Source organism: Lactobacillus sp. C449L, from assembly GCF_059900815.1.
In genome coordinates this window covers 1-440 of sequence record NZ_JBWXGA010000283.1, presented here as the reverse complement: position 1 = coordinate 440, position 440 = coordinate 1, and the positions used below count along the sequence as shown (strand labels likewise).

General features: G+C 64.8%; 1 protein-coding gene. It reads right to left on the bottom strand.

The genetic code is table 11. The features are described from left to right. On the bottom strand, window positions 1-392 hold a 392-nt coding region (locus tag AC2JF9_RS09405), incomplete at its 3' end, for a hypothetical protein (RefSeq protein WP_500727244.1). Between the last annotated feature and the right edge of the window lie 48 nt (window positions 393-440).

The window sequence follows — 440 nt, the reverse complement described above, 5'->3', positions numbered from 1 at the left end:
ACATCCGGGTTGTTGGCCAGGTAGAAGCCGGTGTCGAACAGCGCATTGGCCTTCCGCCCCTCCTGCCAGCCGTGGGTCTCGAAGTGGAAGCTGGCATCCATGCCGGCGGCTGCCACATCCGGGTTGTTGAGCAGGTAGAAGTCACGGTCCAAGCCGTCGACGATCTCCCGGCCCACAACATGGGCAGGATCAAGACCCGGAGCAGCCCGGCCCTCTGCCGCCCCGAAGCGGACATAGTGCTCAAGCGGATCAATACCGGCCGCCGCCACATCCGGATTGGCCGCCAGATAGGCTGCCTCATCGAACCAACTCGATAGCGCCTGCATGGCGACCTGCGGGCTTGCGACGGGAGCCGCGTCCAAGCGGTCGAGAGTGAAGGACTTGAGGTCCATGGAGCCGCCGCTGAAGGACAGGCGTACAGTCTGGGTTCCCGCCTCCAG